Below are 24,038 nucleotides of genomic sequence, written 5' to 3'. Positions count from 1 at the left end.
GTTCACTTTCGTTTCTGCACCAAGAACACTTTTAAAGAAAAGTTCTTTTCGTCTCTAGTCCACTTCAACACACCTATTTACTTCTAGATAAAAAGCATAGTTTTCGTAACTGCCTTGCTTTTCAACATTCATTCTGAAAGATCTTTGAAATAAAGCCCAGTTCCTTCATCCAATTCAAAGCCGTTTTTTTCCAACACAGCGATTGAAACTTGATTTTCTGGCACTGGATCTGCAATGATTCGACGAGCCTGTTCATGGCTCATGATATGGATGACGAGTGCTTTGATCAGCATATTTCCAAATCCTTTTTTGAGATACGTCTCTTCCCCAATGAAATAATCAATGCCAAATGTTCCAGCCGGCTCATGTTCCCATGGATACCCTTTAACGGTCTTTTCACACACGTAATATTGGCAGAATCCGATGGGCTTATCATCAAGAAGGACGATAAAATGATGGATATAATCAAATTCTCCTGTTTCATTTCTGATTTCCGTCAACCAATCTTCTGCCGAACCAAGCCATTTCTTGATATACTCTTTTCTTAACCAGCGATCGACTAGTTCGATCTCATTGGTCAATGGACGAAGTGTCAAACAAGTTTCTGTCATTTTCTTGCCTCCTGTTCTGCTGAATTGCCAAAAATGCTATGCTAAGTTGGTTAATATTTCTTGATAACGTTTCGTTGCTAATTGACTGGCCTGTCCCTTTTTACAAAAATTCATCTTTCCTAACTTCGGCACAACACGTTCTACAATGACTTTGCCCTCTACTAATTTTGTTTCAAATTGGTGTAACGCTTCCAAAAAGCGCTCATCTCGTTTCGCATAAGGGTAAAAGGACAAAACATACAGATAATAAAAGAGATTATATCCCCTGAAAGGGTATTCCGTCTGCATAAACAGCGTGCCAATGCCATAATGACAAGGACTGATTGGCTTTTTCAGTCTCCAATGCGTCAACAGAAACTCGATCGCAGGATGGATAACCGCTTGATTCTTTGCGAATGGACTATAGCGAAAGGCATCTAATACCGTTAATGTCGTCATCGGTGTAGAATACTCCGTTTCAGGTCCTCGACCAAAGCTATACTTGTTGCATTTCCAACCCCCATCTTCTTGCTGTGTGGAAATAAAATAGTCGAAGGTCTTAAGAAGCCGTTGATCTTCCGCATAACCGAGAACACAAAGGTTCCTTAGGGCTAACGCCGTATGGCAAGGATACAGCCCACCAGATGGGGAAGTTTTGAAACGACCATCTTCTTTCCAAGTGCTGAAAATCAGCTCCGCTGTTTCTGTTAGGATCGCATCCTGGGGAGACACTCCCAGTTCAAGTAAGTACATCGGACTTTCCAACGTGGTAAACGGAGCCCCTTTCAATAATTTTCGGTCCTCAGTCGTCCAGTAATCGGCGCCATTGTCGTATCGATGTGCGATAATCTCTTCTATGTCTTCCAAATAAAGTTTATCCATAGCCTTCTCCTCTGCCTAAATTAGACTGCAAGCAAATATAAACTGGATTTCCTGTAAAAAACTTAGTAGCACGTCTCTAGCAACTCTCCTTGTTTCTCTGGTCAATCCTGTTCGAAGAAAACCCGATAAGCATTCGTTTTGCAGGATTTTTGTCATTTTTTCAACCGAATGTCTTGAACGGTGAGTGAAAAACTATCGCATTGATTTTCCTCAAGTTTACTATTTCCCTGTTTGAAAGTAAAATGGAGAATGAATCAATCATCTACTTCAGAAGTTACCAATTTTGATTAAATTGGTTTGCCTTTGAAAACAAAAAGACGACTCTTTTGCAGAGACGTCTTTAACAATCCATTCAATCCACATGTAAGATGAATCATCCACCTCATTAAGTGTATGACTTTATCAGTTTAACTTTCCTTCTCAACTAACTTTCTTACATAAGCTACCAACGGTTCAATAGCGGTTCTATCACTAAAATCGACCGTCTGTCCATATGTTTCGATCAATGCTTTGTTTTCCGAAGTAAGTTCAGCATCAGGTACTTTTTTTAACGAGTTTATTATCACTTTTAACAGCAGTTTATTTGCCATGCTTAATTGTGTATAATCGATTCCGCCTCGAAAATGAAAAATACCTTCGGGAATGCTTTTTAATTTTTGAAGACTCTTATCTAAATCAGCATAATCCGTACCGACAGGATCGCTCAGACCAACTGTAAATACAACCAGATGATCGAAAAGGTTTCGTTTCAGTAAATCAACACCAGTGATTTTCCCAGCATAAATAGGACCCCCAAAAATGACAAATGAATATTTACGCAATTCTACGTCTTTGACTTTTTTCCCGTCGATAAGTGCTGCGTTCAACTCTTCTGCAATCCATCTGGCATATTTTTCTGTCATCCCATGTTTAGAAAAGTATACAACCGCTAGGTTATCCTTCATCATGATCCATCTCCTTGATTATGCGTTCCAGATTCTCTATCATCTTTAGTGTGACTTGAGAAGCAATTGCCAATTCATTGTCTGTCATTCCTGTAAAAACTTTATCTCGAAAATCTTGACTTTCTTTTTCACTTTGTTTTGCCAACTGTTGTCCTTTTTTTGTCACGAAAACTTCTTTGACCCGCTTATCTTGGGCACTCTGATTAACTGATACAAGTCCTTCTTTTTCCATTGTGTCGAGCATCTTGGCAATATTTTGTCTTGTTGTATTCATCGTACTCGCTAAATCATTGACGCTAGGTACACTCACTTTAGAAAGTTCTCTAAGATTCATTAGTAAAAACCATTGTTTCGTGGTTAATCCAGTGACAGATTTGTCTCCTGCAAATTGGAGCTTGTTCGCTAGGATAAATGTTCCACCAAATAATAGATGTCTAGGATTTTCTGGGGCCTTCATCAGCATTTCCCTTTCATAATAGGTAATAGGTTACCTATATTATATGCAACCTATTGCTTATTATCAAGATTAAGTGTTGCTTTTAGGACATTTCGGTACAAGGAAAGAATGAAATAATCAGCAATGATTTCACCTATTATTTGAAAGAACTGAGTGTTCAAAAAAAGCGGTAATTACTGTAATCGATACAGTTATTTGATAATTTTATTGATCTAGTTTTTCAAAAAAAACCTTGCCTAGAAAATAGGTCAAGGTTGGAAAAATTGGGAGGCATGTTTCAACAATTCATTTTTTATATCTTCAAAAGTTTGATTCAAGTCCAGTGTCACTACACTAATCGGATAGCCATTTAATTCATAGTGATGGTTTGGCTGATGTTCCTCTATCGTTTTAGCATAGAGGAGCATGCCTCCTACTACTTCACCATCTTTTGAAATCCAGTTATTAACGTAAGTGAAAATTTGATAAAGATTAGCAGTCTTTTGCTTTGCATCGCTCCCAATAAATCTGGTCGCCATATTCTCAGAATAAAACTTTGTATCCACAATTAAGGTCTTAGCACCATCACTCAAAACAATGTCAGTTTGCATATTCGGCAAAGCTTCAATGAAACCATCCCCTACTATCCATGGAATTTGTGGGTGTGTCACTTTGTAGCAGGTATCACGTTTATAGAAAGCAAATACAAATTTTTCGTAGAGTGACGATAATCGCTGTTCATCTTTCATTTCTCTTATCCATTGCTCTTCATTCGACTCATCCAAGAGTAACTCTTCATACAAATATCTACAGACATCAATAAGAAACTGATAACGTATATTTTGTCGATTATATTCAACTTTCTTCCAAAGTCTAAGTGATAGCTCAATGTCTGTTACATCGGAAAAATATGGTAATAACCCAAAGAAAAATCTCTTATCTGGCTTTGAAATATCTGGTAATTTATAGAGATATTGAATTGTTGCCTTTAAAATCTGATTTAGAAGCACATCCTCAGAGAACACATCGTATAGAACTACTAATTTTTTATCCACCAGGGCATTTTGCTTGATGGAAGAACCAATATCAATTTTCCCCTTGATGACTGTTGTCCTATCAGTTTCTTGAACGTAATCTTTAATTAGACCACCTCGAATTAAAACAGGAAGACCGATTTTCAAAATCTCAATGTATAAACCTTTCACGTTATCAAACTGCTCAACATTCATTCGTTGATATTCTGATAGTCCAATTGTTTGGTAAGCATAAGACAGCATGTAATAGATATTTCGAATCGGTATCTTAGAGTTTTTTTCCATCATAAGCATTCCTTAACTTATTCGCCCAGCTCTCAGCTTTATATTCATCATCAAACCAATACTCATAGAGTTGAGGAATAATTTCATATTCTACTACTTCAATAAGTCTTGATTCTGCGTCTATGGAAAATGCATCACCAACAAAATAGCTATGACCGATTTGGAAACCTTTACCAAGCTCAGCTATAATGGTTTTATTTAGAGATATGATTATTTCTATTACTTTGATCATCTTAATCGGTGAACCAATATTATTGATATATTCAGTGAACGTTGAATTTTCAAAAGCTGGTGCTATATCATAAAAAGAAAATCTACGTCTCAATGCATAATCCAGCAATGCTAGACTTCTGTCGGCTGTATTCATCATACCAATAATATAAAGATTGGCCGGTACTGAAAATTTTTCATTTGAATAGAGCAGATTGACTGATTTGCCGCGTTTGTCAGTCTCAATTAACATCATGAGTTCTCCTAGAATCTTACTCATGTTCCCACGGTTTATTTCATCAATGATGAAAAAGTAATCTCTTTCAGGATCACGAGAAGCTTTACGTGCAAATTTAACAAATGGTCCTTGTTTCAATTCAAAACCATCACTATCCACTTTGGGGCGATATCCTTCAATAAAATCTTCGTAACTATAGCTCTGATGGAATTGAATCATTTGAATCCGCGAATCATCTTTCTCTTCCATCATTAGATATGCCAATCTGTCAGCGATAAAAGTTTTTCCTACTCCGGGAGCACCTTTCAAAATCAAATTTTTCTTATTTTGTAAAACTGATTGAAGCTTTCCAAGAGCATGTTCATCAATGTATACTTCTGAAAGAAAATCTTCTCTGGAATATGATTCATTCTCTCTAGCTGATGGTCTTGATTCCACATATCGAATATAATAGTCAATAGAACTTCCTGATACACCCTTGTATCTGTCGTAGGTTTCATCATTAAGAACCGTTTCCTTGATATTCTTTAACGCTTCGGTATCAGTTTCACCGAAAATAATCACTGTAAACGTAACTTCAATACTTTTGAGAGAAGAAATCTTTTGACTGATAGTTTTATCATTTAATAATTCTCCATTTTGCTGTACCTGTTGCGAAAGCCAAACTTTGAATTCATTAATTAAATGTAACTTTTCATCAATTGGCTCTCCATTGATGTGCTGATCCAAGTAAACAATAAAATCAGGATAATTATTGAGGTTAGTCAGCATTTTTTGTGAAACTTGGTCGCTTAAGTTCCATGACCCCTTATTCGTCCAGTCTATATTGTGACGATGCTTATATTTTGAAACATTGCTATCAAAGTAGTAATCTCCATTAACAACACCTTTTCCAACAATATGGTTACCATTTGTTTTTGCATAAACAATGTCACCAGGCTTAATTTCTCTGTAGAAGTCCCAAATCTCTTTTGCTTCATTTAATGAATTTTTTTTATCTTTCCGATGTTCTGAGATAGCCTTCTGGATGTCAAGTCTATTCTCATATTGATTTAAATCTTCAAGAAAGTCCCAATCAAACCCTATGATTTCCGATTGAAAAAGTTCTTGCCAAAGATTAGCGTCATCGCCTGGAACATAGAGCCAGTAATTCACACTGTCATCAACTTGACCATCTAAGCTCGAAGACTTTTGTTCTCTCTTCGGGTAAATCTTTTCTGGATTTTCAGTATAGTACAAAAACTTTAGATATGATCTCAAGATTGTTCCTAACTGCGCTATACCACCATAATTAGTCGGTTGGCTTCGATTCCCATTGTCATAATCCATTTGTGCATAATGACGTTTAAAGGATTCGTTGATCTTTACAAATTCCTTAGTGTATTTTTTCCTTTTCCCTTTCATCAGTTCTAATAATGAACTGTCCTTATCTCCAGTAATCTTCTGATATACTTCTTTAAACTCATCATATGTCTCGTAGTAAAAAAAATTTTCAAAATAGCTGTTACTTAATTCAAATTTGCTCAACAATAACCCAAGTTTTTCAAGATACGGTGTGTACCAGATCCCAGTTTTCTCACCTAGGTTATCTTTTGCCCAGTCCCTAAAAAGTTGTTTACGTATTTCCATTGAATTGCCCATCTAATCCACCTCACCAGAACAAATAAAAGTATCTTCAATTATATCACGGAAAATTTTTTTGTTGTATATCATCCAAAACTGTTATGAATACTAAAAATTTTGTTCACGCACCCAGCTATACCATTCTCCAACTTATTTCCTAATCTATATCTTTTCACCTTATCAATCTGTTTCTCCAAACTAAAACAAAGAGCCAGAACCAAAATGTCCCAACTCTCAGTATATCATATCTCACTCTATCTATTTTCAAGACGTGTCAACAAGACCACACATTCCACATGTGTCATTACTACTAATAGAACACATTTTATTATCCCTGTTGCTTTCATGTGAACACAAATTATTTATTATATTTCGTCCTTTTGCATTCTTTCTTTGTGGCTTGAATCTTGCACCATTTACACTATTCTTCAATCCCGTTTTGTAAACAAATGTAAGCTGTGCAGGGTCAACATTTCCATTTTCGTCAAGTCCGCCTGCAATCACTTTTTCGACAATGCTCTCAAACACATGGCGGTCAAATTTATCAAGAACTTCATTCTGTTCTAAAGTTTTCTTAAACACTTTCAATCGTTTTTTTATATCTTTTTCATTATCAGAAGTTTCTTTAATTTTTTTTCTTTCTACAATTAACTTATCTTGCTTACTTACCAAATCAAGATATTTACTTTCATAAGTTTCCTTATCAATAACTTCTTCTAAGCGCATATCTACAAGTTTACTCATTTTCTTCTCTAATATACCTATCTCTTTTTCTACTTTCTCTAATTTTTTTGATATCACGCTATTATTAAGTGTATCTTCTATTCTCTGCAAAAACTCTTCCATAACATCTTTATTATCATCACATAACAAGCGATAACTTTCTACAAAAGCTCCTTCAATAGCAGTTTCTGGAATACCTTTACTATGCTTGCAATATTTCTTGCCTTTTTTTGTAGAAGTCACACATTGCCATATAACTTTACTATATTGTGAATTACTATGCCAATTACGTCTGGTTAAAGTATCTCCACAAAAACCACATTCCAAAATACAACTGAAAGCATACTTTCTACTATATTTCTCTCTTTTTGTATTACCGTCTCCAATCTTTCCTCTATTTATACTTCTTCTAGCAAGAATTTCTTGTGCTTTTTCAAAAACTTCTTCACTAATAATCGGCTCATGATGATTTCGAATATAAAATTGATCTTCTTCTCCAAAGTTTTCTAATCTTCGTTTTGAGATTGGATCAACTGTAAAAGTTTTTCCAAGTAATAAATCGCCCTTATATTTTTCATTCTTGATAATTCCAATGACTGTTGACTGTACCCATCTAGAACTACCATATTTAGTTTTATATCCTAAATTTTCGAGTTCCTGTGAAATAACAGATCCCCCAGCACCTTCAACATATCTTTTGAAAATATAACGTACAATTTCGGCTTCTTCTTTATTTACAGTAATAGTCTTCGTTTCTTTATGATAATCATAACCAAGACATCCTTGAAATCCAACCAACTCTCCCCGTTTCATTTTCATCTTTAAGCCTTTTTTTACATTTGCAGATATATTCTCAACTTCCTGCTGTGCCACAGAACTAAGTACTACTAAGAGTAACTCTCCATCCATAGTTAATGTATTTATTTTTTCATCCTCAAAATAGACAGCTATGTTACGTTCTTTTAACATTCGAACATATTTTAAAGTATCTAACGTATTTCTTGCAAATCTAGAAATTGATTTAGTAATAATCATATCAATTTCTCCATTCATACAATCATTTATCATACGCTGAAAGTCTTCTCTTTTTGTCACTTGTGTACCTGTAATTGCTTCATCCGCATATATGTCTGCAAGCACCCATTTTGTATTCTTTTTAATCATATCTGCATAATATGTTACCTGTGACTTATAACTGTTTAACTGATCTTCACTATCCGTACTAACCCTACAATATGCACCAACACGCATTCGTTCAATTGTTTTTCCTCTTGTACGAGTTTGCAAATCACTCCTTGCTTTGATTACTTCTACTTCTTTCATAAAACCACTCCTTTTATTTTGTATTCCTTTTTATATTGTAATTATATAAAATCAAGAATTACAATTCAAGCAGTTATATCTGAAACAATTTTATAATCTTGCATAAGTTTTGACTTTACTAAAGCATATTCTTTTTCAGAAATCATTTTGCGGGCAAGAAGCTGGTTTAACATGGCAATCTGCATACTATATCGTATTAACTTTTTCTCCATATAAAATCCCCCTTGCTTTATATATAAACAGACAGATGGCTTTGGAAAGCTCCGCTAGTATTTCAACTATTCCCATTCCTATGGGCAGAACCGCGCCATGCGGACGTATCATTATTCTGTTAAGGTAGGTCATGGCAAAGCAACGTTTCCACCTGTCACTTTCGGATCACTGCTTAAATCGCTCGCTTTTTTATAAAGGTCATGGCGTACAGTTCCCGTGGCTTGCTACCTCACAAACGTATCTGTCTACTTTATTCTGTTTTCAAAGATCTATATTGAAAGCAGTACTTTCATATTTGAACAATCGTTACAGAGCTGGAAAGAGGAAAAAAATATAACATTACACTCTGACAATAACGATTTATTCTTCTGTTTCTAATGCTATGTTCTCAATATCAAACGTTAAAATCATTTTAATTAACGCTTCTCTTATACGTCCCTTTAGATCCATATCCACAACAATATGAATATTTCCATATTCATCATATAGTGGACGTAGACAGCACTTGCATAGATATGGATCATAAAATGCCAGTATTTTTTCAATGGCTTTTGTGTCACCATCAACTGCGGATGAAATCAAATAATATGATGGTTGCTTAAATAATTGTTTCATCTTCTACTTTTCCTCCTTAAGTAATTCTTTCATAGTTTTTAAAGCACTATGCCTATTTTTAAATACAGAACTTTGTGCAATCTTCTGTAAGTTGGAAATTTCACTTTCAGTCATTTCCAAAAAGTAATACATCAACAAAGTATTACGTTTTCTATCTGGCAGAACCTTCAATGCTTTGGCAAGTTCATCATCATATATTCGAATATCACTTCCACATACTGAAAAGAATGTATAATCTGTATCATAGTCATCAGATACAGCAAAATTTTCAACAGTCATATCTGGTAATTCGCTAAAAGATATTTCTTTTTTCTTTCGACGTTTCAGTTCTTTTTGATAATTTTTAAGAATACCTTTTACAACTTTTTTTAATTTGCAATCAAATTGACATTGTATTGTCTTTTGGAAATCAGAAGGCTTCACAATCTCACCCCCTTTCCAGCTATGACTTGAAAAGTATTTCCCCCTTTCCACTCCATATCTGTACAGCAAAGTGTGATTTAATAGCCTATTTTGAAAATTTTTCAAAAAATTTTTTCGGGTACTAAAAAAGCCCGCACAAAACTATTGTCTGTACGGGCTAAAGCCATGTTATATTTAATTATTTAAAGAAAAGGTATAAAGAAATATTTAATAGTTATATCATTTTTCATCGTAATATCCTATTATCATTATTATTAGAATTTAAACTTAGAATGTTTCATTACTTTATATATACTCTTCTGGAGTAGGTCTTTTATTCCCAAAATGCTTTTTAAAATTTTCTTGCACTTCTGGATCGTCACTATACATTTCTTCATCTATTGTTTCCTGCAAAAATGCTCTAAACTCAGATAATGACATTCTTTGTGATTTCGCACAAGATTTTAAAATTGCCTTTATATCCCCTTTGTTAATGCCTAACCAATTTATTCCAAACATACTTTATAACTCACTTTCTTATTATAAACTTGACTTAAAAACTTCTTTTCTGTTACTTACTAACAAATAGAAAATGAATTTGTATGAACAAATCTAAAACATCTATTTCTTCATTTTCTAATATATCTGAAAAAGAATGCCTATCCTCTACTTTTCTAATCATTTCTATATAAGATTTTCCAGTTTTATTACTGACACACAGTTCTTGAAAATGATGAATTTTTATCATGATATGATTTAAAAATTTTACACTTTGATCAAAGGTTTCTGTGTTTAAATCTCTTAAAATTTCTTTAATTAGATTTTTATAATACACTATATATCTTATCTCAATACATTCAGAGTTTTTAATATGATGATTCATAACCTCCTCCTGCTTTTTTATTCTTCTCTTTTATTCTTACGTTTTAAAAAGAATCCAAATAAGCCGACAATGCTTAAGACCACTCCTACTAATAAAGGAACTGTATTTGAAACATCTCCTGTTTTAGGAAGTCTACTTTTAGAAAATCTTCTTTCCTTTGCTAATTCTTGAATCTTCTCTTCTAAATTAATTTGTGAATTTTGATGAACTTCTTCCTCTAAAACATCCTTTTTAGAAATACTTGATATTTTTTCTATCCTTTGGTTTGTTTCTTTTTCTGATTTTAATTTTATATTTTCTGAATCACTTTCATTTTCATCTTTTTCTCTGTCAATACTTGTAGTATCTCTTTCTTTTACTATCACTGGTATTACAACAACTCGGCTTGATCCATTCTTGAATGTTACTTTTACTTTTGCTTCAAATTCTCCTATTTTTTCACTTGTAACTGCTTCAACTACTTCTAATTTACTTAATTCTGACAAACCTTGAATATTATCTTCTAAATCAATAGGATCTCCTTGATATACTTCTTCTTCTAAAATATTTTCTTTTGGAATACTTGGGATTTCTTCTATGGTTCCTGCACTGATTCGTTCTTTTACTATCACTGGTACTGAAACAATTCGGCTTGATCCATTCTTGAATGTTACTTTTATCTTTGCTTTAAACTCTCCTGCTATTTCACTTGTGACTTCTTCAACTACTTCTAATTCACTTCCTTCTGGCAATCCTTGAATGTTATCCTCTAAAGTAATTGGATCTCCTTGATATACTACTTCCTCTAAAATATTTTCTTCTAGTATGTTTGGTATTTCTTCTATTATGCTTGCGCTGATTTTCTCTTTTACTGTTACTGGTACTGAAATAATTCTACTTGATCCATTTTTGAATGTTACTTTTACTTTCGCTTCAAATTCTCCTGCTATTTCACTTGTGACTTCTTCAACTACTTCTAATTTACTTCCTTCTGGCAAACCTTGAATGTTATCCTCTAAAGTAATTGGATCTCCTTGATATACTACTTCCTCTAAAATATTTTCTTCTAGTATATTTGGAATTTCTTCTATGGTTCCTGCACTAATTCGCTCTTTTACTGTCACTGGTACTGAAATAATTCTACTTGATCCATTTTTGAATGTTACTTTTACTTTCGCTTCAAATTCTCCTGCTGTTTCACTTGTGACTTCTTCAACTACTTCTAATTTACTTCCTTCTGGCAAACCTTGAATGTTATCCTCTAAAGTAATTGGATCTCCTTGATATACTACTTCCTCTAAAATATTTTCTTCTAGTATGTTTGGTATTTCTTCTATTATGCTTGCGCTGATTTTCTCTTTTACTGTTACTGGTACTGAAATAATTCTACTTGATCCATTTTTGAATGTTACTTTTACTTTCGCTTCAAATTCTCCTGCTATTTCACTTGTGACTTCTTCAACTACTTCTAATTTACTTCCTTCTGGCAAACCTTGAATGTTATCCTCTAAAGTAATTGGATCTCCTTGATATACTACTTCCTCTAAAATATTTTCTTCTAGTATATTTGGAATTTCTTCTATGGTTCCTGCACTAATTCGCTCTTTTACTGTCACTGGTACTGAAATAATTCTACTTGATCCATTCTTGAATGTTACTTTTACTTTCGCTTCAAATTCTCCTGCTGTTTCACTTGTGACTTCTTCAACTACTTCTAATTTACTTCCTTCTGGCAAACCTTGAATGTTATCCTCTAAAGTAATTGGATCTCCTTGATATACTACTTCCTCTAAAATATTTTCTTCTAGTATGTTTGGTATTTCTTCTATTATGCTTGCGCTGATTTTCTCTTTTACTGTTACTGGTACTGAAATAATTCTACTTGATCCATTTTTGAATGTTACTTTTACTTTCGCTTCAAATTCTCCTGCTATTTCACTTGTGACTTCTTCAACTACTTCTAATTTACTTCCTTCTGGCAAACCTTGAATGTTATCCTCTAAAGTAATTGGATCTCCTTGATATACTACTTCCTCTAAAATATTTTCTTCTAGTATATTTGGAATTTCTTCTATGGTTCCTGCACTAATTCGCTCTTTTACTGTCACTGGTACTGAAATAATTCTACTTGATCCATTCTTGAATGTTACTTTTACTTTCGCTTCAAATTCTCCTGCTGTTTCACTTGTGACTTCTTCAACTACTTCTAATTTACTTCCTTCTGGCAAGCCTTGAATGTTATCCTCTAAAGTAATTGGCTCTCCTTGATATACTTCTTCTTCTAAAATATTCTCTTCTGGTATGTTTGGTATTTCTTCTATTATGCTTGCGCTGATTTTCTCTTTTACTGTTACTGGTACTGAAATAATTCTACTTGATCCATTTTTGAATGTTACTTTTACTTTCGCTTCAAATTCTCCTGCTATTTCACTTGTGACTTCTTCAACTACTTCTAATTTACTTCCTTCTGGCAAACCTTGAATGTTATCCTCTAAAGTAATTGGATCTCCTTGATATACTACTTCCTCTAAAATATTTTCTTCTAGTATATTTGGAATTTCTTCTATGGTTCCTGCACTAATTCGCTCTTTTACTGTCACTGGTACTGAAATAATTCTACTTGATCCATTCTTGAATGTTACTTTTACTTTCGCTTCAAATTCTCCTGCTGTTTCACTTGTGACTTCTTCAACTACTTCTAATTTACTTCCTTCTGGCAAGCCTTGAATGTTATCCTCTAAAGTAATTGGCTCTCCTTGATATACTTCTTCTTCTAAAATATTCTCTTCTGGTATGTTTGGTATTTCTTCTATTATGCTTGCGCTGATTTTCTCTTTTACTGTTACTGGTACTGAAATAATTCTACTTGATCCATTTTTGAATGTTACTTTTACTTTCGCTTCAAATTCTCCTGCTGTTTCACTTGTGACTGCCTCAATTACTTCAATCTTACTTTCCTTTTGCAATCCTTGTATATTGTCTTCTAAATTAATCGAATCCCCTTGATACACTTCTTCTTTTAGAATGTTCTCTTCTGGTATGTTTGGTATTTCCTCTAATTTTATACCTTCTATTAATTCCTCTTTATCATTATCCGAAGTCTTTTCTTTCTTTTTAATCAATTCATCTAGAGGAATAATATCTTCTGAACTATCCTCATAAAGGACAATCAATCCTTCTTCTGGTTCAATCCAAAATTTAACAGTTTTAGGCAGGTAGTCCTTATTGACTTCTCTCATAACTTCTACAAGTGCCTTTTCTTCATCTTCTGAAACCTTTGTTGGATCTTCTACTTCCAGTTTTTCTACTGGTTTCTTAGGATCATACTTATCTGTTTCCATAGAAATATCTGTTGCTTTAACCAAGCTATACCCTGTGGCTCCCTTATGAATTTCATATAACGGGTTCCAAATATCTGTATGAATATTACTTGGCTTTCCATTTGTAAAATGAATAATTTCTCGATCTAACTCTGGAATACCTCCCCACACCTGAATCCTGAATATTCCATTTCCTTTAATCGTATCTGTAACTATAAGTTTATTATTATTTGGGTCAATTGTAATTGTTCCTTCTGTCTCTATAGTCGTTGTTTTTGTCTCTGGAGAATCCTGTAAATTAAGACTGGCTCCCTTATTCACTATAACTTTTCCAAGATTCTGATTACTATCAGCTAGTATTACTGTTGCACCTTCTTCAAGAACAAGATCTGTTATCTGATCAAAATTTGCACTATAGATACTTTGATTTTTACCAACTATCACTTTAACAGACGAAGCCTTTTCACCATTAACTAGGCGTGACACTTTACTGCCGTTTAACTGAATTTTTACTTCACCAGTAATTGGATCTTGATTGAAACTAGAAGCCATCATTCCTAAATCTGATCTCGCAAATCCATCTATCTCTAGGTCTGTAGACGTTCGCTTCTCTCCAGATAAATTTCCCAATACAATACTTTTAAATCGTGTTTCTGAAGTAGAATTTAACAGTTTAATTTTTGCTCCAGTTCCTCTTTGATTGGTATTATCTATACCTCCAGCAACTAACATTGGTCTATCATCACTTTGATTTCTACCTACCAAGGTATTCACGTTATCCATTGTTAATTCATAATCATTCACAATAATTTTTCCAATATTTAATCGTTCAAGATTAATTGCTCCATCTGTTAAAAATCGTAAACCAATATTTCTCAAGACAGTATTACTTTCCAAAACAATATTATGACCACGTAAGTAAATACCATAATTCTTACCATCAATTGTAAGCTGTTTATCAATCACAAGGTCTTTTGTCCCATTTAAGGAAATATCTTCTGTTAGAATGATTGTATCCCCATCTTTTGCCTGTTCAATAGCATATAAAATACTGCCATATGGAGCTTCTTTTGACCCATTACCACTTAAATCATATACTCCACCATTTCTGACATAAATCGTATTCGTTACATGAGTTTCTTTTGCAGTAACAACAATAGGTACAGTAAATTCTTTCACACTCTCATCTGAAAAAGTCACACGAACCTTTCCACTATAGTCACCTGATTTTGTTAAATTGATTGCCGAATAATCAGTCAAATCTTCTATCTTTCCATCACTTGGTATGCCACTTAAATTATCTGTTAAATCAACAGATTCTCCTTCTATAATTTCTTCGGTTTCTACTTCAATATCCGTATAAACTTGACTATCCGTTACTGTTTCATTGAAATTCAGATCCTTAAGTGTTTCTTCTTCATACCCTGTTCCATTCATGGTTGTTCGTTTGCCAACTGAAAATTCTGGTAGTTTATTGATCAGTTCTTCAAAGTATGTTCTAGATCCATGCCCATTTGAAGATCTTCCAACACTTATAGCTCCCTCAAATGTTCCTACCATACCAACTGTACTGTCATTATCAACAATATGATGGACTGCTTTACCTTCTTTAGTTAATTCATTTCCCTTATCCGCTATATCATCAAGCCAACTATTAAATAAATTCCCTTTGATTTTAGGGGAATTAAAGGTATAAGCTTGTTTATACCAGTCATAGCCTTTTCTCTGTGCTTCAATAAGTCCCCTCTGTGCTAAGTATCCACCTAACGAGTGACCTGTAACATAAAGATTACTAACACTATTATTCGTATCATAGTTTTTTAGAAGTTCTTCCAAAACAATTGCCTGTTTTGGATTTGCTCCTACAAATATGGCTAAATCATCATCAAAATCACTTGCACCTTTTGTTCCTCTGATTCCTAATACCTGTACTGTTCCATCTTCTAAATATGGATAATTACTTTTAGTTTCAAATAAAATAGCGTCAAAACCTTCATTTAAATGATGAATTTCTTTTACTTCCCAAAATCTAGATAGTTCATTGTACATCATAGAATATTCTAATCGGTTATCATATAAATCTGTTAATTCATTACTTTCATCTAAAACCTTATGAATATAATCATCGTCACGATAAACTAATTCCATAAACATAACCATATCTCTTAAAGATATATTCCATACAAGTGGATTCTCATCTTCTTTATCTGATAAACCATCTCCATCTGTATCATTAAGCAACGGGTGACTATAATACCCGTAGTATTGTTTTCCATCTTTCATATAAGTATAAATCTCAGCAGAATTTAACACCCCATCTAAATCATTATCTTTATCTGGAGATAACAATATTCCTTTATATAAAAGAGAATCTACTTGCCCCCCTTCTAAACGAATTTTACCTTCTGAAATTAATTTTGCTGATTCTAAAGTCAACGGAATTTTGGTATTTTCTTGAGCATATATAGGCTGTTCATAGAATAAAGGAACTGTTAATATACTGTATAAACTTATAAACAGATAAGTTTTCTTATTCATAAATCCCCTCCATAAATTACAACAAGGGAGCGGTTCATTCCCACTCCCTTGCCTTTACTTTGTGAAGCTAGAAATTACTCTACTTCATTTTATTTTTTTCTTCTTTTGCCAAAGGCAAGTAAAGCACCTGCACTAGCTAATAAAGAACCAAGGAATCCTAAAGGACTTGCCACATCACCTGTTTGTGGTAATTTACCTTGCTTTCCTGATGATTTCACTGCTTGTTTACTTCCTTTAGTAGATTTACCAGCATTTTCTGTTTTAGAAGTCGATTTTTGATCTTTTGAATCTGATTCTTTTTCTCCCTGTTGAGAAGAATCCTCTCCATCTCTATCTACTTCACTTGGATCTACTGGTGCAACTGGTTTTGAATCTGCATCTAGTGGATCTGTTCCTTTCTCAACTTCTTCTCCATCTGAGAATCCGTCTCCGTCTGTATCCACTTTTGTTGGATCCGTTCCTATTTCAGTTTCCTTACCATCTGTATCTACTTCACTTGGATCTACTGGTTTAACTGGTTTTGAATCTGCATCTAGTGGATCTGTTCCTTTCTCAACTTCTTCTCCATCTGAGAATCCATCTTCGTCTGTATCCACTTTTGTTGGATCTGTTCCTATTTCAGTTTCCTTACCGTCTGTTAAGCCGTCTCCATCTGTATCTACTTCACTTGGATCTACTGGTTTAACTGGTTTTGAATCTGCATCTAGTGGATCTGTTCCTTTCTCAACTTCTTCTCCATCTGAGAATCCGTCTCCATCTGTATCCACTTTTGTTGGATCTGTTCCTATTTCAGTTTCCTTACCGTCTGTTAAGCCGTCTCCATCTGTATCTACTTTACTTGGATCTACTGGTTTAACTGGTTTTGAATCTGCATCTAGTGGATCTGTTCCTTTCTCAACTTCTTCTCCATCTGAGAATCCGTCTCCGTCTGTATCCACTTTTGTTGGATCCGTTCCTATTTCAGTTTCCTTACCGTCTGTTAAGCTGTCTCTATCTGTATCTACTTTACTTGGATCTACTGGTTTAACTGGTTTTGAATCTGCACCTAGTGGATCTGTTCCTTTCTCAACTTCTTCTCCATCTGAGAATCCGTCTCCGTCTGTATCCACTTTTGTTGGATCTGTTCCTATTTCAGTTTCCTTACCGTCTGTTAAGCCGTCTCCATCTGTATCTACTTCACTTGGATCTACTGGTTTAACTGGTTTTGAATCTGCATCTAGTGGATCTGTTCCTTTCTCAACTTCTTCTCCATCTGAGAATCCGTCTCCATCTGTATCCACTTTTGTTGGATCTGTTCCTATTTCAGTTTCCTTACCGTCTGTTAAGCCGTCTCCATCTGTATCTACTTTACTTGGATCTACTGGTTTAACTGGTTTTGAATCTGCATCTAGTGGATCTGTTCCTTTCTCAACTTCTTCTCCATCTGAGAATCCGTCTCCGTCTGTATCCACTTTTGTTGGATCCGTTCCTATTTCAGTTTCATTACCGTCTGTTAAGCTGTCTCCATCTGTATCTACTTTACTTGGATCTACTGGTTTAACTGGTTTTGAATCTGCACCTAGTGGATCTGTTCCTTTCTCAACTTCTTCTCCATCTGAGAATCCGTCTCCGTCTGTATCCACTTTTGTTGGATCTGTTCCTATTTCAGTTTCCTTACCATCTGTTAAGCCGTCTCCATCTGTATCCACTTTTGTTGGATCTGTTCCTATTTTAGTTTCCTTACCGTCTGTTAAGCCGTCTCCATCTGTATCTACTTTACTTGGATCTACTAATGTTGTTCCTTTCTCTGCAACCACATCTGTTCCAGATAGTGTATCTTTTGAACCATCTGGATAAGTGACTGTTACTGTTCCATCATTACCTACCTCTACTTTTATATTTTCTGGTAAGTTTGGATTCTTTTCTTTCACAGCGTTTGCGACCTCTATTTTCTCATTATCTGTCAAGCTGTTTGGATTTACCACAGTTATTGGATTATCTAGTTTATCAAGGTCATACTTTTCTGCCTGTTCCTTAATCCAAATTTTAATTTCTGCTGGATTCCCAGCTTTACGATTTTTCCCTGCCGAATCATTTCCAGCTCCATCTATTGCAGAAACATATCTTGTGTAAAAACCTGTCTTAAAACTAATAGGAACTATTCCTTTTTCATTAGTATCTGTTCCTTTTAATATTAATTTAAATGGACTATCTGCTTTAGCATTACCATTCTTATTTAATTCAGCTCCATCAACAGTAAACCAATCGAATCCAGATTGATCATTATTTGCCCATTGCTTCAAGCTCACAGAAACAATCTTTCCAGAATCATCTATGATAGTTAATCCAGTATCTCCTACTGCTTCCCCACGATATAGAACAATTTCTTTATTGCCCTTGATTTCTGGTGCTTTCTTGTCAGCTTCTGTCTGAGGATTTACCTTTGTTGGAACTTCGATAGTATCTTTTGATCCATCTTTATATGCAACTTCTACTGTTGCTTTACCTGTTCCATCTTTATCTGCGTTTGGTTTTTCCTTAACTGTTGCTGTTCCGCCTTCTGGCACGTTTACTTTTCCGATGATATCGTCATTTGTAAACGGTGTTCCAACTTTTGTTTCTACTGGATTATTATCCTTTAAGCTTGGCTGTTTCTTGTCAGCTTCTGTCTGAGGATTTACCTTTGTTGGAACTTCGATAGTATCTTTTGATCCATCTTTATATGCAACTTCTACTGTTGCTTTACCTGTTCCATCTTTATCTGCGTTTGGTTTTTCCTTAACTGTTGCTGTTCCGCCTTCTGGCACGTTTACTTTTCCGATGATATCGTCATTTGTAAACGGTGTTCCAACTTTTGTTTCTACTGGATTATTATCCTTTAAGCTTGGCTGTTTCTTGTCAGCTTCTGTCTGAGGATTTACCTTTGTTGGAACTTCGATAGTATCTTTTGATCCATCTTTATATGCAACTTCTACTGTTGCTTTACCTGTTCCATCTTTATCTGCGTTTGGTTTTTCCTTAACTGTTGCTGTTCCGCCTTCTGGCACGTTTACTTTTCCGATGATATCGTCATTTGTAAACGGTGTTCCAACTTTTGTTTCTACTGGATTATTATCCTTTAAGCTTGGCTGATATTTTTCATTTTGTGCTTTGACTTGTACAAAGATTTCTACAGGTTTTGCTTCTCCTCCAGCACTATCTGTGACTTTTATACTTCCATCCTCACCCGAACCAATCTTAATGCTATAAATTCCTACTGTAGCATCTAAATCAGGATTTACAACAATTTTCTTTCCTTCTTTGTCATAAGTTGCATTTATTTTTTTCCCTAATGGATTTATACTATTTTCTCCATTCGATAAATGTTTGTTTTCCAAGCTCAAATCTTTATCTTCTGCATCCTCTACCCATACATCCTGAATCTCATTCTTTTCTCCACGGTACAAAACAATTCGATTTCCTGCTGTTCCTGGATTTTGCACATGAATTACCGGTACTTGGTTTGCCGTCAATGACACAGTATCTAATTTTTTACCCTCTGTTTTTTCCAGTCTATCTAAAGTAGCATCAATACTTGCCATACGATATTTTGAAACTTCTGTTGCATTTTTAGCAGAACTAATATAACCCAGAGCTTGTAAATTAGCATCCTTATTACTTGGATCTTTTAAATGAGCAGTCACTTCAAATACATACTCTACATCTTTATTAGTACTTTCCCAAGATGAAAAGATCATACTAGCATCTTTATCACGATATTCAATCAGTTCCTGATATCCTTCAAGTTCATTTGGTTTTTTTTGTAAGAATTCTCCATCTTTATCATATCCATATTCAACCTGATCATTAAATACAGTAGTAAAATCTTGGATATTACCCTTTATTGTTTGTCCTGTATTATCATCCTTAGTCTCATATACACCAAATAACCCTTTTGTTCGATTTTTCGTACCAAAATCTTGTGAAGCTTGGTTTCCTATCCACTCTTGAATACTATTATATTCTTTCTTTTCAGCTTCCTGACCATCTTTTCGATACTCTGTTTTCACAATTTTTGTTGGTGTTTTTACAGATTGAGGCAAAACGAATCCGACCAGAATCCTACCGAGCAAATTAGTATGCTCCGGATTCATTCTAAAGGTGTATTTAATAGCAGGTTCCAATTCTCCTTCTATTAATTCATAAGAGACTTGCACACTGGCTTTTTCATTTTTTTCTTCTTCCTCTGTAAACTCAAAGACGCCAGTATTAGAATCATACGAACCCTGCGCAAAAACAGATACACTAGAACCGAAGAAGATAGTACATCCAATAATACAGGAAACAAGTCCAACACTAAGTTTTTTTAATCCATATTTAACTTGTCTTTTTTCTTCTTTAAGAGGTTTATTCCCTTTTCCTCTATATTTGTAATTCATCTAAATATCTCCTTTCCATAAGAATTTATACTTTTTATATACTCTTTTTGCTTTATTCATCACCCCCCACTCCCCTTGACTTCAAAATATAAAACTGTAACAAAACCTATACTTTTTGTTACAGAAAAAATAAAATAATAAATATTCCATTTTTATATCATAAAACCAAGAAGAAAGGAGGTTTTTGTATTTTTTATATTAAGTAAATCGTTGTAACAAAAAGTATAGATTTTGAAACAAAATAATTGAAAACGAACTAATATTACAGCATTTTATCATTATATACATAAATCTTATGGAATAAATTCTATCCTTCTATCCATAAAACATTCCATGAACGAACTATGCTGTTTGACAAATACAAAAAATTTCTTATATTATATTTTTATCCAGTTATTAATATGTAAATTAGTGAGAGTTTGTTATAAAAAATGGAAGGAGCATAGAATGGATCTATCTATAGAGAACTTACAAAAATTAAAAAGTATAAATAATATAGTTATTTTTCCTATTACTATCTATGATATTAATGGAAAGGCTTTAGTCTTTGATGGAATTGACACCCCTAAACCTCTCCCTTATTCTTTTCCTATTAAATTTAATAAGAGAAAAAAACTCTCTATCCAATATGGAAAATTTAATGAAATTTTTTTAGTTTTTCCATTACAAGATGTTTTTATTTCTATTGGACCTGTCTTTAATGGACAGGGGATCGATGAAAATATAGTAAAAACAAGTACATCATCAGAAAAAAAATATCTCAAGCAACTACCAGTATTTTCTTCTAGTGATTTTAGAGATTTACTTGTTATTATTGATAATTTATTTTCATTACATTTAGAGGAATATTATATGAAATACATTCAAAATCTTATTAAATATCAAAAACAACAATTAAAATCATATAATCATCCATTACAAAAAGAAGCCCTAAAATCATATACAACACCATTTTATTTAGAACACCACTTAATGGAAATAATGGCTAAAGGGGATACTGCTCTATTAACTGAATTAGTTCAACAAACTCCTCTAGGTATTCTTCCTATCCCCGAAACAAATGATATCCGAAATGAAAAAAACTACTGTATTATTCTACTGGAGAAAATTTCTTGGTTTAGTATTCAGATGGGCGTGGATATTATTAAATGTTTATCCGTAAGGAATTATTACATTAATGAAATTGAAAAACAAAAACAGGTTATGGATGTATTAACTATACGTGATAGTGCTATAGTGTATTTTACAGAATTATTACATGGAGTTTCTATAAGTTCATATTCTTTGTTTGTTCGTCGTATTATTCAATATATTGATGTACATATTTATGACCAATTACTGCTTTCTGATGTCGCAAAGCATTTTTTTGTATCAAATTCTCAATTGCGACGTTGTTTTAAAAATGAAGTGGGAATAAGTATTGGAAACTATATTCAAAAACAAAAAATTATCGTTGCCAAATATCTGCTATTAACTCAGTTACCTCCTTGTACTGTTGCTAAGGAACTTAAATTTTATGATGTTTCTCATTTTATAAAGATATTTAAAAAGCATACTGGGCTTACTCCCCTTCAATTTCAAAATAATGAACGTTTACTCAAAGAGTAAAAAAGTATTTACTATTTATAACACAAATAAAAAATTCTTATGATAATGAATTTGAAAGTTATAAATCGAAAATATTCTATCTTTTCTAAAGTAATAAAGGTATTAAACAGAAAGAACAAGAAATTTTATCCTTGTTCTTTCTCTATTTAAATTAAATAGTGTATTATTTAAAATTATATTGCTTCACCCATCTTGAAAAAGTAGTATGGCTAACATCCAGCAGATCTGCTCCCTCTCTAAGAGTGATAGTACCTTTCTTCCAAAGCTCTGCAACTGTATCAAAGTTATCTGGATATTCTTTTTTAGGTCTTCCAAATTTTATCCCTTTTTCTTTTGCAACCTTAATCCCTTCTCTTTGTCTCTGGTTGATATTTTCTCTTTCTACCTGTGCAACATAGGATAAAACCTGTAAAACTAAATCTGCAAGAAATTTTCCTGTAATCCCATTTACTTTATGCCGTGTATCCAATAGCGGAAAATCTAAAACAATGATATTTATTTTCTTTACCTCTGTTAAATAGCGCCATTCTGCTAAAATTTCATCATAATTTCTTCCTAAACGATCAATGGATTTAATATACAGCTCATCACCTCTTTTTAATTTTTTAACAAGTTTTCTATAGTTTTGTCGGTTAAAATCTTTTCCTGTTTGATAATCAATTATCATTTGTTTTTTGATTAAACCTATACTTTCCATAGCCATAACTTGTCTATCAATATTTTGATCTTTACTAGAAACCCTTATATAAGCATATTTTTTCATTTTCTGTTCCTCCTTTTTCATCAAGAAAAAATTATATTAGAGGAACATTTAAACAAATTGATCTTTAAAGTCTGTTAAATCAAAATAAAACCTTCTTATTTCTTTATTCTTATTTTGTTATGCTATTGGATAATTTTCCAGTTGCTGTCTTTATGAAGTGTTAAATCAAACTGTGAAATCTGAATAGCTTTTGTCTGATTATCAATAAATTCCACAGATACATTTACCTTTAGATTCTCTCCATCATTTGTAAATACTGGATTGATTAGTTTTGAATAAATATAATCACCCTTTATTTCTTTTAAGGCATTTCCAGATACATAGTACGCGAGTTCTTTATCTGTTGCACTAGAATAAAGTTTGAAGAAGGTTTCCAAAAATGAAGTTGCTTCTTTTATTACCATAGGATCAATACTTCCATCTGCTTCTGTAACTTTTGGTTCATAGCTTGACTTTTCATATTCTGGGGCAAGAGTTGGATTTTTTATAATTACCATATCTCCATTTAAATCTGTATGAACAACAACTGTATAAGTTGATTTGACTGTTTTCTTCTGATCTCCCTCAGTTATCTGCTGATATACTTCGTAGGTAACGATATACTCATACTCTCCATGTTCTTCTACTTTCCAAATCAATACATCCTTTACAGCGGAGCTAGTAGGTATATCTGTTCTTACAGTATCTATATTTAACATTTGTAATTCTTCCGTCAGATAACGACTGATTGCAGTTTGTCGAGCTTCGATACTTTCTTTGCTGTTGCTCCATGTATAATAAGACTTCGCAAAGTTCTTAACGAAATTTTCAATGCCATTAGTATCATTTAATGTTAATTCAATAATTTCTTTTTCATGAATAGTATGTTTATCAATAGCTGTAAAATTCTTATATACACCAAATAATAAACTGCTGATAAGTAGAATCCATAAAATAATGACGCTTTTCTTATGTGTACCAACTTTTATCGTTGCTATTTTTTCTTTTCTTTGTTTTTTCTGATTCTCTTTTTTCTTAAACATGATTTTCAAT

At 33.4% G+C, this 24,038-nt stretch carries 17 protein-coding genes; 1 reads left to right on the top strand and 16 read right to left on the bottom strand.

The features are described from left to right. Positions 1–128: 128 nt before the first annotated feature. The 14 genes from IGJ28_RS10180 to IGJ28_RS10115 form a co-directional block, all read right to left on the bottom strand. Positions 129–611 carry a GNAT family N-acetyltransferase gene (locus IGJ28_RS10180; RefSeq protein WP_113849782.1) on the bottom strand — a complete coding sequence of 161 codons (483 nt, stop codon included), beginning with the start codon at positions 609–611 and terminating at the stop codon, positions 129–131. A 36-nt stretch (positions 612–647) separates the two neighbouring features. Next, complete coding sequence (locus tag IGJ28_RS10175; protein ID WP_060814859.1) at positions 648–1,472, bottom strand: prenyltransferase; 825 nt, start codon at positions 1,470–1,472, stop codon at positions 648–650. A 407-nt stretch (positions 1,473–1,879) separates the two neighbouring features. After that, positions 1,880–2,419, bottom strand: coding sequence for a flavodoxin domain-containing protein (locus IGJ28_RS10170; protein WP_003127237.1), 540 nt, complete (start codon positions 2,417–2,419; stop codon positions 1,880–1,882). Next, positions 2,406–2,873 (bottom strand): MarR family winged helix-turn-helix transcriptional regulator, encoded by a 468-nt coding sequence (locus IGJ28_RS10165; RefSeq protein WP_060814860.1) that lies wholly within the window; start codon positions 2,871–2,873, stop codon positions 2,406–2,408. The genes IGJ28_RS10170 and IGJ28_RS10165 overlap by 14 nt, the downstream gene beginning before the upstream one ends. Positions 2,874–3,121: 248 nt before the next feature. After that, complete coding sequence (locus IGJ28_RS10160) at positions 3,122–4,171, bottom strand: 5-methylcytosine restriction system specificity protein McrC (protein WP_060814861.1); 1,050 nt, start codon at positions 4,169–4,171, stop codon at positions 3,122–3,124. Further along, complete coding sequence (locus tag IGJ28_RS10155) at positions 4,155–6,260, bottom strand: AAA family ATPase (RefSeq protein WP_252711875.1); 2,106 nt, start codon at positions 6,258–6,260, stop codon at positions 4,155–4,157. The genes IGJ28_RS10160 and IGJ28_RS10155 overlap by 17 nt, the downstream gene beginning before the upstream one ends. A gap of 246 nt (positions 6,261–6,506) precedes the next feature. Then, the gene (locus IGJ28_RS10150; protein ID WP_438845380.1) at positions 6,507–8,288 is read right to left on the bottom strand and encodes a recombinase family protein; all 1,782 of its coding nucleotides are present in this window, start codon (positions 8,286–8,288) and stop codon (positions 6,507–6,509) included. 65 nt (positions 8,289–8,353) lie between these two features. After that, positions 8,354–8,500: an SHOCT domain-containing protein gene (locus IGJ28_RS10145; protein ID WP_005339673.1), complete on the bottom strand. Its 147-nt coding sequence runs from the start codon at positions 8,498–8,500 to the stop codon at positions 8,354–8,356. Positions 8,501–8,861: 361 nt separating this feature from the next. Beyond that, a complete protein-coding gene (locus tag IGJ28_RS10140; protein ID WP_438845379.1) occupies positions 8,862–9,116 on the bottom strand; it encodes a helix-turn-helix domain-containing protein in 255 nt (84 codons plus the stop codon). A gap of 3 nt (positions 9,117–9,119) precedes the next feature. Beyond that, positions 9,120–9,539: an RNA polymerase sigma factor gene (locus IGJ28_RS10135; protein ID WP_438845378.1), complete on the bottom strand. Its 420-nt coding sequence runs from the start codon at positions 9,537–9,539 to the stop codon at positions 9,120–9,122. A gap of 285 nt (positions 9,540–9,824) precedes the next feature. Next, positions 9,825–10,037: a hypothetical protein gene (locus IGJ28_RS10130; protein WP_438845377.1), complete on the bottom strand. Its 213-nt coding sequence runs from the start codon at positions 10,035–10,037 to the stop codon at positions 9,825–9,827. A 52-nt stretch (positions 10,038–10,089) separates the two neighbouring features. Further along, entirely contained in the window at positions 10,090–10,401 is a 312-nt protein-coding gene (locus IGJ28_RS10125) for a hypothetical protein (protein WP_438845376.1), read from the bottom strand. A gap of 17 nt (positions 10,402–10,418) precedes the next feature. After that, positions 10,419–16,238: a Rib/alpha-like domain-containing protein gene (locus IGJ28_RS10120; protein ID WP_438845375.1), complete on the bottom strand. Its 5,820-nt coding sequence runs from the start codon at positions 16,236–16,238 to the stop codon at positions 10,419–10,421. 89 nt (positions 16,239–16,327) lie between these two features. Further along, positions 16,328–20,635, bottom strand: a complete 4,308-nt coding sequence (locus tag IGJ28_RS10115) for a Rib/alpha-like domain-containing protein (RefSeq protein WP_438845374.1) — start codon at positions 20,633–20,635, stop codon at positions 16,328–16,330. A gap of 447 nt (positions 20,636–21,082) precedes the next feature. Here IGJ28_RS10115 and IGJ28_RS10110 point away from each other — a divergent pair, with 447 nt between their 5' ends. Continuing rightward, positions 21,083–22,243, top strand: a complete 1,161-nt coding sequence (locus tag IGJ28_RS10110) for a YSIRK-targeted surface antigen transcriptional regulator (RefSeq protein WP_438845373.1) — start codon at positions 21,083–21,085, stop codon at positions 22,241–22,243. A gap of 163 nt (positions 22,244–22,406) precedes the next feature. Here the strand turns inward: IGJ28_RS10110 and IGJ28_RS10105 are convergent, their stop codons facing one another. Next, positions 22,407–23,006, bottom strand: coding sequence for a recombinase family protein (locus IGJ28_RS10105; protein WP_438845372.1), 600 nt, complete (start codon positions 23,004–23,006; stop codon positions 22,407–22,409). A 122-nt stretch (positions 23,007–23,128) separates the two neighbouring features. Beyond that, positions 23,129–24,028: a conjugal transfer protein gene (locus IGJ28_RS10100; RefSeq protein ID WP_438845371.1), complete on the bottom strand. Its 900-nt coding sequence runs from the start codon at positions 24,026–24,028 to the stop codon at positions 23,129–23,131. Positions 24,029–24,038 lie beyond the last annotated feature (10 nt).

This window comes from Enterococcus sp. AZ091, assembly GCF_051714805.1.
Classification (GTDB): domain Bacteria; phylum Bacillota; class Bacilli; order Lactobacillales; family Enterococcaceae; genus Enterococcus_D; species Enterococcus_D gallinarum.
This window is presented reverse-complemented; position numbering and strand designations above follow the sequence as displayed.